Genomic DNA, 9906 nt, shown 5'->3' with positions numbered 1-9906 from the left:
GGAAGGGGCCGACCCCGCCAGCGGACCATATCGTTCCTCTCGGCAAGGCAATCGTGCGTCGGCCCGGCCGTGACGTCACTGTGGTCTCCTATTCGAAGATGATGTACGACTGCCTGGCAGTCGCCGATCGCCTCGCCGACGACGGCATCGACGTCGAAGTCATCGACCTTCGCACGATAAGTCCGCTGGACTTCGACACCGTGCTCGAGTCACTCCGCAAGACCAACCGGCTCGTCGTCGTCCACCAGGCGGTCGGCGAGTTCGGTGTCGGCGCGGAGCTCGCAGCTCGGGCTGTCCGAGAAGGGTTCTGGCACCTCGATGCCCCCGTGATTCGGGTGACCGCAGGATCGACGCCGGCACCGTACTCGCCGCCCCTCGAGCAGCAATGGTTGCCTGACGAGGCCCGCATCGAGGACGCAATCCGAGAAGCGCTCGATGCCCACCCGTGAAGTACCGCTGCGACCAGGACAACCGAGACCTGGACCACTGACACAACAATTGTTCGTCTGGGACCGAAGAACAGGAGCGCGCAAATGAGCGCAAAACTCGAGGACAAGACCGCTGTTGTCACGGGAGCGGCTGGTGCCCTGGGATCAGCGGTGGCCACACACTTCGCCGCCGAAGGCATACGGGCAATCGTGCTCGCCGACATAAACCTCGACGCTCTCGACGCCCTGGCGGAAACGCTGCGAGCACAGGACATCGAGGTGGCCACAGAACACCTCGACGTCGCGGACGGGGACGAATTCGATGCGCTGATCCACAATGCAGCCGTACGATTCGGAACGGTCGACACCCTGGTGAACACCGCTGGCATCGTCTCGCCGAATGCACGCATTCACAATCTCTCCACAGCGGACTGGGAGCGGTCGATGTCGGTCAATCTCACCGGTACGTTCCACGGCATCCGAGCGGTGGCACGCACCTCGAGGAAGAAGACCAACGTATCGATTGTGAACATCGCATCGGTCAGTGGACTGACCGCGTGGACATACGCCGCTCCGTACTGCGCATCAAAGGCCGGCGTGATTCACCTGACCCGAGTTGCCGCCCTCGAGTACGCGAAGGAAGGGATACGGGTCAACGCGGTGTGCCCCGGCACCTTCCCCACCGCACTCCATGACAGCTTGCCGGCTGAAGCGCTGACTGCGATTGAAGACAGGCATCCACTGGGTTTCGGCGCACCCGCAGACCTCACCGGCGCAGTCACCTTCCTCGCGAGCGACGAATCACGCTGGGTGACAGGACACTCACTGGTCGTCGACGGCGGGTACTCGCTACCCTGACGATCTCACCTCCGAGGACGCGCAGGCAGAAACCCGGTATCCGGACGGCCATGGTGCAGTTCGTTGGTATCCAGAAATTCAGCTACATAGCCTGACCAGTACATTCAACCGGCAGGTACCGACCCCGATCGAGAGCCTCACCGTGTTCAACTTTGCCTCCGTGCTCGAACGAAACTCACACCGATTCGGCGACAGGATTGCCGTTTCGGAGGGCGCTCGCGAGCTGACCTACCGTGACCTGCAGTCGCGCGTCCAGTCCGCCTCCGTCGCCTTGCGCGACCTCGGAGTGACGCCCGGTGACATCGTCGCCGTTCTGTTGTACAACCGGGTCGAGTTCATCGAAACGATGCTGGCAGCCAACAGGATCGGCGCCGCCATCCTGCCGCTCAACTATCGGCTGTCTCCTTCGGAATGGCAGTACATTCTCGAGCACTCGGACGCCGCCGTCATCGTCACAGAGACAGAGTTCGTCCCGGCCGTCGACACGATTGCAGGGTCGCTGCCGAACCTTCACCACAAAGTGACGCTGGACCTTCCACCGGATCCCACATGGCGCGAGTACGACACGCTGATCAGCAAGGGCCATGGGCAGACAACGCAGATCGTCGATGGCACCCCGGGCTCGCTGCAACGACTCATGTACACCTCCGGGACCACATCGCGACCGAAGGGCGTGATCATCTCCCATGAAAACCTCATCTGGAAGAATCTTGCCCACATCCTCGAGTTCTCCCTGACCGCCGAGGACAACACCCTCATTTGCGGACCGCTGTACCACGTCGGAGGCATGGATCTGCCGGGTTTGGCGACGTTCCACGTGGGTGGCCGACTGAGCCTGGTCCGCAAGTTCGATGCGGCCGGCGTCGCGAACTCGATCGAGACCCTGCGTCCGACCAACATCTGGCTGGCGCCTTCGATGATGAATGCACTGCTGCAACTGCCGGACATCTCCGATCGCGACACTTCGTCGATCCGCTTCATCACCGGCGGAGGAGAGAAGATGCCGATCCCGTTGCTCGACCGTATCTCCGACGCCTTTCCCGGAGTATGGTTCGCCGACGCATACGGGCTCACCGAAACAGTGTCCGGCGATACCGTCAACGACGCCGCACACATGCGATCGAAGGTCGGCTCGGTTGGACGGCCGGTGCCCCACGTCCAGGTGGCCGTGGTCGATGAGCACGGGACACCGCTCGAGGCCGGAGAACTCGGCGAGATCGTGGTTCGCGGCCCCAAGGTCATGACGGGGTACTGGCGCGACGAGGAAGCAACGCGCAAGGCCCTCCGCAACGGCTGGTTCCACACGGGAGACATCGGTCGCCTCGATGCCGACGGATACCTCTACATCGAGGATCGCAAGAAGGACATGATCGTCTCCGGTGGAGAGAATATCGCGACCCCGGAGGTCGAACGCGTGCTCTACGAGCACCCGGACGTGGTCGAAGCTGCAGTCGTGGGCATGCCTCATCCACGCTGGGGAGAGGTACCCCGGGCATTTGTCGTCTTGCGCGCCGGCAGCGGCGCCGACTCCGAGACTTTGAAAGAGTTCTGTCGCACACGGCTGGCCAAGTACAAGGTTCCTGCGGAGATCGAGTGCATCGAGTCCCTTCCCAGAACGCCTTCGGGAAAGGTACTCAAGCGCGTCCTGCGCGATACCCCCGCCTGAGCGCGAGGGAAGGCGCAACTCCAGGCGCCATCGACACAACGGCGTTCGCAAAGCGAGCGTCACCGACTCGCGCCTACCGGTGCACGATCGAATGGACGGAAAAAGAATGGGCATCGCGAACGCCGACGTCTCGGGACGACGAGTAGTCATCACGGGTGCCGGGCGAGGACTCGGAAGAGTTCTGGCGACAGCATTCGACGCAGCAGGAGCTCAACTCGGCCTGGTGGCCCGATCGGAGCAGGCACTGACGAAGGTGGCCTCCACCCTCAGCGGCGACCCACTGATCTGCGCGGGCGATGTGCGTGCGGACGGATTCAACGAGACCGTCGCCGACCAGATGGTCGAGCGTTTCGGTGGAGTCGATGTGTGGATCTGCAATGCCGGCGTATCACCCGAGGTCGCCGCCGTGGAGCACACGGATCCTGCGGTGTGGCGCGACATCATCGACGTCAATCTGACCGGCACGTTCCTCGGTGCTCGCGCGGCTGCCACAGCCATGGAATCGGGGGGCCGGATCATCGTCACGGGTTCAGTCGTCGGTATCCGCCCTCGCGGAGGACTGGCGGCGTACGCCGCCTCCAAGAGCGGCTCTCATGCGCTCGTGCAGTCCATGGCACAAGAACTCGGGCCACGGCAGATCACCGTCAACGCTGTTGCGCTCGGATGGTTCGACACCGGGCTCGGCGCTCATTGGCACCGTGACACCGAGCGCGAGAACGACATCACTCGGCACACGGCACTTGGACGGTGGGGAACTCCGGAAGATCTTCCGGGAATCTACCTCTTCCTTGCCTCCGCGGCATCGGCCTATGTCACGGGATCCGCGATCACGGTCGACGGCGGATACTCACTACTGTGACGCCGCTCGTGCCACACGCCTCTTTGTGAATCGGCAGTAGAGAATGCGGAGCGTCACTGTCGGGTGGACAATCCTCGACAGCGTAGTTTTCAGCGACTGTATGGAATCGAATTACCTTGTGAGTCAGTGAAATTGAAGGGTGGAACGATCCGAGGCCCGACAGATCTTCACCGCGAACGATACGGGCCGCGGGCCGCGCACTCGCCCCCAAGGCGTGCGTCCGGATGTCCCCCGTCGCCGGTGAGGTCGACGAGCATCGCCTGGTACTGCCCTCTCCCCCAAATCTGGCTGAAGATGTGATAAGAATGGTCAGTTGACTAGGTTATAGTCCGGTCGGAACAACAAAACTCGACTTCAGTAAGCCGACGTCAACGTGTGGCGTGTGCGGAGGTAGACCGAACGACGGAGATGGGCTGCGAAGTCATGGCAAGACCACCAGGGCACGGCCCCGCGTATGAAGTGAAGCGCCAGGAAATCATCGACATCGCCGCCGCCCTCTTTGCGAAGAAGGGATACGCGGGCACCGGCATCGCCGAGCTCAGCGAGTCAACTGGGACTGCACGCGGGGCGCTGTACTACTACATCGGCTCGAAGGAGAACCTTCTGGTCGAGATCCAGAACCGGGTCATGGAACCACTCCTCACCGCTGCCCGGCGAATTGCCGATCTCGAGATAGACCCTGTCCTGCAGCTCCGGATGCTGTCCCAGTCGCTACTGGAAAATATCCTTGCCCGACTCGACCACGTTTGGGTCTACGAACACGACTACAAGAGTCTGCGTGGAACGAACCGCTCGCGCCTCCTGGGGCAACGGCGAGAGTTCGAAGACATCGTCGAGCAGATTCTCGTCGCTGCCATGGACAATGGATCGTTCCGGAAACTCGACCCTCGCCTGGCCACGCTCCAGTTCCTCAACATGCACAATCACACGTATCAGTGGATAAAGCCCGGTGGTGAGTGGGACGCGGAAACGTTGTCCAGGGAGTACTGCATGACCCTTATCTCGGGATTCCGCAGCGAGAGCTATCCGGTCGACGATCTGGACGAGCGCATGCACGACTACATGGGCCGGAGAAAGACCTCACCCCCCGAATCCCCGGCACGCCCCCGCAAGCGAGGCAAGCAGCAAACGTAGTCCTGCGATGTGGACGCGAGCGCCCTACCTCAGCGATGCGGGAGGTAGGAACCGCTCACCGTACTTGGCAGCCAACTCCTCCGCGCGGGCAACGAAACCACCCTTGCCTCCCTCGTAGCCGGTGACGAACTGGCTGACACCACCGGTCCACGCCGGGTAGCCGATGCCCATGATCGAACCGATGTTGGCGTCGGCGGTGGAGGTGATGACGCCTTCGTCGAAGCACATGACCGCCTCGATGGCCACGATGAAGAGAACCCGGTCGATCAGGTCGCGAAGGGGCGGGGTCGACGATCCGGAATCGAAGCGCTCACGCAGTCCCGGCCACAGGCCGACGCGCTTGCCGTCGGCGTAGTCGTAGAAACCCGCCCCACCCAGACGGCCGGTGCGGCCGCCCTCGACGAGACTTTCGACGACCGGGCCGACCGTTGGTTCCCCGCCTACCGCCTCGGTCTGCTCCTCGCGAATCCCCTGGATCAGGGCGAGGCCGACTTCATCCGACATCTGCAGCGGTGCAACGGAATACCCGGCCTGCAAACCGGACTGCTCGACGCTGGCCGGCTCAACCCCCTCGGCGAGCATGGTGATGGCCTCGTTGACGTACGTACCGATGAGACGCGAGACGAAGAAGCCGGGCGTGTCGTCGACCACGATCGGTATCCGGCGAATGGCCTGGACGTAGTCGAATGCCCGAGCCAGTGCCTCGTCGGACGTCTTCTCTCCACGGATGATCTCCACGAGCGGCACCTCTTCGACCGGTGAGAGGAAGTGGATGCCGACGAAGTCTTCCTGACGCTTCACCCCGGCCGCGAGACCCGCAATTGGAAGCGCCGTGGAGCTCGAGCACAACAGTGCGTTGGGTTCGACGATGTCCTCGATCTCCTGGAACGCCCTGTGCGCGAGTTCAACCGATTCGAACGCGGCCTCGACGACCAGGTCGACACCCGCAAAGTCGGCGACATCAGCTGTCGGGGTGATCCTGGCAAGGAGTGCGTCAGATCTGTCCTGCGTGCTCCGGCCGTTCGAAAGCGCCTTGTTCTCAGAATCTTCGGCGTGAGCCTTGCCCTTCAGCGCAGTCTCGATGGCGACGTCCCCGAGGACGACCTCGAAGCCCGCCTTCGCGGAGAGGTAGGCGATGCCCGCGCCGACGGGGCCTGCGCCGAGAACGCCGACCTTGGTGATCGGGGTCTTGGCGATACCGGCAGGACGTGAGCCGCCGGCCCTGATCGCCTGCTGGTCGAAGAAGAACGCCTGCATCATGTTCTTCGCGACTTGACCGGTGACCAGCGAAGTGAAGTAGCGAGCCTCGATGATCATCGCGTTGTCGAAGTCGACCTGCGAGCCCTCGACCGCAGCGGCCATGATCGCGCGAGGAGCCGGCATGGGAGCGCCCCTGAACTGCTTGCGCAGGTTCGCCGGTAACGCCGGAAGGATTGCTGCGAGTGCAGGAGTTGCGGGGGCTCCGCCGGGGATCCGGTAGCCCACCCTGTCCCAAGGCTGTACACCGCCTTCGGGATTGGCCTTGATCCAGGACTTCGCGGCAGGCACCAATTCGTCGATGGAAGATACGACCTCGTCGACGAGGCCCACGTCCTTCGCCTCCGCCGGTCCACGCGTCCCTCCCGGGACGAGGACGCGAAGGATCGCATCCTGCAGGCCGAGCATCCGAACGGTGCGGACGACTCCGCCACCGCCGGGCAACATGCCGAGAGTCGACTCGGGGAAGCCGATCTTGACGCCCTTGACGTCGGCCGCGATGCGGTGGTGGGTGGCAAGGGCGATCTCGAGACCGCCACCGAGCGCGGCGCCGTTGATGGCGGCAACCACCGGCTTACCGAGGGTCTCGAGGCGACGCAGCATCGCCCGGAACCCCTCGACGTTCGCGAGGACCTCGTGAGCCTGATCTGGGCCGATCGTGATCGTGCGCCTGAGGTCACCGCCCGCGAAGAAGGTCTTCTTCGCGGAGGTGAGCACGACGCCGGTGACGGACTCCCTCTCCCCGTACAGGCGGTCGACTGTGGCCACGAACGACTGCTTGCACAGGTCGTTCATCGTGTTGGTGCTCTGGTTCGGGTCGTCCATGGTGAGCACGACGATGCCGTCGGCGTCCTGCTCCCAGTCGATCATGTTCTTCTCGGTCACGTAGATCGGTCTCCAGGTAGTCCGAGCGCTGGAAAGGCCGGTTGCCTACACGCGCTCGATGATGGTGGCCACGCCCATACCGCCGCCGATGCACAGCGTGACCAGGGCCCGCTTCGCACCGCGACGCTCGAGCTCGTCGACCATGGTGCCGGTGATCATCGCTCCGGTCGCGCCGAGCGGGTGCCCCATCGCGATCGCACCGCCGTTGACGTTGAGCTTCTCGTCGGGGATCTCCAGGTCCTTTGCGAACTTCATCGCCACGGACGCGAACGCCTCGTTGATCTCGAACAGGTCGATGTCGTCGACGGTCAGACCGGCGGCGGCGAGCACCTTCTTCGAGGCCGGGGTGGGGCCGGTGAGCATGATCGTCGAGTCGGCACCGGAGGTGGCGGTCGCGACGACGCGGGCACGCGCGGTCAGACCCATCTCCTTGCCGGCCCGCTCGGATCCGACGAGGACCAGCGCGGCACCGTCGACGATGCCGGAGCTGTTGCCGCCGTGGTGGACATGGTCGATCTTCTCCACCCAGTGGTACTTCTGCAGCGCCACGGCGTCGAAGCCGCCCATCTCACCGATGCCCGCAAACGACGGCGCCAGCTTGCCCAGCGCCTCGACCGTGGTGCCCGGACGCATGTGCTCGTCGTGGTCGAGGACCGTGACACCGTTGATGTCCTTGACCGGGACGACGGACTGGGCGAAGTAGCCGCCCGCCCACGCCTTCGCCGCGAGGTCCTGCGAGCGGGCCGCGTATCCGTCGACATCCTCGCGGGAGAATCCCTCCATCGTCGCGATCAGGTCGGCGCCGATGCCCTGCGGCACCAGGTAGGTGTCGTAGTTGGTCGCTGGATCCAGCATCCAGGCGCCGCCATCGGAGCCCATCTTCACCCGGGACATCGACTCGACACCACCCGCGATGACCAGCTCGTCCCAGCCGGACCGAACCTTCTGCGCGGCCATGTTCACGGCCTCCAGACCGGACGCGCAGAACCGGTTGATCTGCACGCCGCCGACCGTCTCGGGCAGGCCGGCGACCGTCACCGCGGTCCGGGCGATGTCGGCACCCTGATCGCCGAGCGGCGAGACGACACCCAGGATCACGTCGGAGATGCGGTGCTCGTCAAGATCCGGGAACCGCACCCTCAGTTCGTCGATCAGGCCGGTGACCAGGTCGATCGGCTTCACTGTATGCAGCGAGCCGGACGCCTTGCCGCGGCCGCGTGGGGTTCGGATGGCTTCATAGATGAATGCCTCCGTGGTCACCGTTTCGGCGTCTTCCGGAAGTCCCAACTCACGATCTTGCTCGGCGTCACCCGCAACCATCCGTGGCGACCGTCGGCCGTGAACGTGTCGCTGCCCGTGTACTTTCGCGCGAAACGAAGTTCGGCGTCCGTCAATCGACTGTCGACGGACGAACCCCGGGGTACGTCTCCGACGCTCTCCGCGTGCCCGCTGATCTCCACTCCGCGCAATTCCCCGAAACCGTGGCCGGCATCGATGACGATCGACACCCGGGGATCACGCGTGACGTCCTTCCAGCGTTGGCTTCGCACAATCGAATTGAGCCACAAGCAGGTTCCGTCCCAGACGAACCACAATGGCACGACGTGCGGGGTGCCGTTGCCGTCCACCGTTGCGACACGGCAAGTCCGCTCCTCGGCGAGGAAGCTGTCGATCTCGTCCTGTGTCATCGCGATCGATCGGCCTCGACGCTGCTGCCTTACTTCTGCCATTTCAGACCCTCGTTCCTGTCAGCGCCCACGCCATTGCGGGGTCCTGCGTTCGAAGAAGGCATTGATGCCTTCTCCCATGTCTTCCGATGCCTTGACTGCCTCGATCGCTCGCGCTGTTGCTTCCCACCCTCGCTCATCGGCCTCGGAGAACTGGGATGCAATAGCGGCAAGCGTCTGCTGGACTGAGATCGGTGCTGATTGACAGATCTCCTCAGCGAGATCGCGTGCTTGGCGAAGGGCGTCACCYGGCTCGGTGACGATGTTGACCAATCCGAGCTGGAAGGCGCGATCGGCGGTGAGTCCCGCGTTGGTGATGAGGAGTTGCTTCGCAACATGTATCGGCAGCGCGCGAATCGCCCGAAACAGCGCTCCGGACGTGGCAACGACTCCTCGTTGCGTCTCGGGTAGCGCGAATCGCGCAGTGGTGGATGCCACGATGAGGTCACAAGCAAGTGCAATCTCGAATCCGCCACCCAGAGCAGGCCCTTCGACGGCCGCAATCAACGGCTTGATTCGGCGCCGCCGGATGAGCCCGTACTCACCGCCGCGATCGGTGCGTGCCTGTGCACCGTCTTTGAGGTCCGACCCCGCGGAGAAGACCGAGTCACTTCCGGTGATCACCCCAACCCAGATGTCGTCGTCATCATCGAGTCGGTCCAGCGCAGTGCTGATCCCCGTCGCCATCTCTGGATCTATCGCATTGCGCTTGTGTTCACGGTCCAAGGTGATGACGAGAACTTTGCCGTGAAGTGTCTGGCGGACAGGCATTCCTACTCCTTGGTGAGAGCTGCGTACGCTCCGGGGTCAACCTTCTGCACCTGTGCGTGTGTGCTCATCGGCCCGGTCTCCTACTTGAGCACGATCGGGGTGACGGGGGATCCGGCGGAGTTGGTGACCTTCAACCCCGGAGCGCAGAACAGGAACTCCCACACCCCATCGGCCTCACAGTCCGCCGCCAACTCCTCGAGGTTGAACATCTCCCCGAGCGTCAGACCCATATCCCGGATCACCACCTGATGGAACGGAATCGTCGCACCCGGAACCGGGCTCGGCCACACCTCACCCGAATGATTATCGATCGCCAACGCC

Annotated in this window: 9 protein-coding genes and 1 pseudogene; 5 read left to right on the top strand and 5 right to left on the bottom strand. The window is 63.6% G+C overall.

The window, feature by feature from the left end; genetic code table 11:
* From AC1DWT_RS46590 to AC1DWT_RS46570, 5 genes are all read left to right on the top strand, one after another.
* A partial coding sequence (locus AC1DWT_RS46590; RefSeq protein ID WP_477925852.1) for a transketolase C-terminal domain-containing protein occupies positions 1 to 449 on the top strand: 449 nt, incomplete at its 5' end.
* A gap of 84 nt (positions 450 to 533) precedes the next feature.
* Positions 534 to 1286: an SDR family NAD(P)-dependent oxidoreductase gene (locus AC1DWT_RS46585; protein ID WP_378686217.1), complete on the top strand. Its 753-nt coding sequence runs from the start codon at positions 534 to 536 to the stop codon at positions 1284 to 1286.
* A gap of 142 nt (positions 1287 to 1428) precedes the next feature.
* Positions 1429 to 2952 (top strand): acyl-CoA synthetase, encoded by a 1524-nt coding sequence (locus AC1DWT_RS46580; RefSeq protein WP_095861973.1) that lies wholly within the window; start codon positions 1429 to 1431, stop codon positions 2950 to 2952.
* A 106-nt stretch (positions 2953 to 3058) separates the two neighbouring features.
* Positions 3059 to 3811 (top strand): SDR family NAD(P)-dependent oxidoreductase, encoded by a 753-nt coding sequence (locus AC1DWT_RS46575; RefSeq protein ID WP_218834822.1) that lies wholly within the window; start codon positions 3059 to 3061, stop codon positions 3809 to 3811.
* A 459-nt stretch (positions 3812 to 4270) separates the two neighbouring features.
* Positions 4271 to 4945, top strand: coding sequence for a TetR/AcrR family transcriptional regulator (locus AC1DWT_RS46570; RefSeq protein WP_378686212.1), 675 nt, complete (start codon positions 4271 to 4273; stop codon positions 4943 to 4945).
* Between the two features lie 24 nt (positions 4946 to 4969).
* Here the strand turns inward: AC1DWT_RS46570 and AC1DWT_RS46565 are convergent, their stop codons facing one another.
* The 5 genes and pseudogenes from AC1DWT_RS46565 to AC1DWT_RS46545 form a co-directional block, all read right to left on the bottom strand.
* On the bottom strand, positions 4970 to 7072 hold the full coding sequence (locus AC1DWT_RS46565) for a 3-hydroxyacyl-CoA dehydrogenase NAD-binding domain-containing protein (protein WP_477925854.1): 2103 nt from the start codon (positions 7070 to 7072) through the stop codon (positions 4970 to 4972).
* A 60-nt stretch (positions 7073 to 7132) separates the two neighbouring features.
* A complete protein-coding gene (locus tag AC1DWT_RS46560; protein ID WP_477925853.1) occupies positions 7133 to 8347 on the bottom strand; it encodes an acetyl-CoA C-acetyltransferase in 1215 nt (404 codons plus the stop codon).
* On the bottom strand, positions 8344 to 8775 hold the full coding sequence (locus tag AC1DWT_RS46555; RefSeq protein WP_095861969.1) for a pyridoxamine 5'-phosphate oxidase family protein: 432 nt from the start codon (positions 8773 to 8775) through the stop codon (positions 8344 to 8346). The genes AC1DWT_RS46560 and AC1DWT_RS46555 overlap by 4 nt, the downstream gene beginning before the upstream one ends.
* Positions 8776 to 8835: 60 nt before the next feature.
* Positions 8836 to 9585, bottom strand: a complete 750-nt coding sequence (locus AC1DWT_RS46550) for an enoyl-CoA hydratase-related protein (RefSeq protein WP_095861968.1) — start codon at positions 9583 to 9585, stop codon at positions 8836 to 8838.
* 80 nt (positions 9586 to 9665) lie between these two features.
* Positions 9666 to 9906, bottom strand: a pseudogene (locus AC1DWT_RS46545) (cyclase family protein); the annotation flags it as partial.

It is taken from the genome of Rhodococcus sp. P4_B6, assembly GCF_056402215.1.
This window is presented reverse-complemented; position numbering and strand designations above follow the sequence as displayed.

Coding starts and splice junctions, on each gene's coding strand:
- AC1DWT_RS46575 (WP_218834822.1), top strand. CDS start 3,059: ATGGGCATCGCGAACGCCGACGTCTCGGGACGACGAGTAGTCATCACG.
- AC1DWT_RS46555 (WP_095861969.1), bottom strand. CDS start 8,775: ATGACACAGGACGAGATCGACAGCTTCCTCGCCGAGGAGCGGACTTGC.
- AC1DWT_RS46585 (WP_378686217.1), top strand. CDS start 534: ATGAGCGCAAAACTCGAGGACAAGACCGCTGTTGTCACGGGAGCGGCT.
- AC1DWT_RS46565 (WP_477925854.1), bottom strand. CDS start 7,072: ATGATCGACTGGGAGCAGGACGCCGACGGCATCGTCGTGCTCACCATG.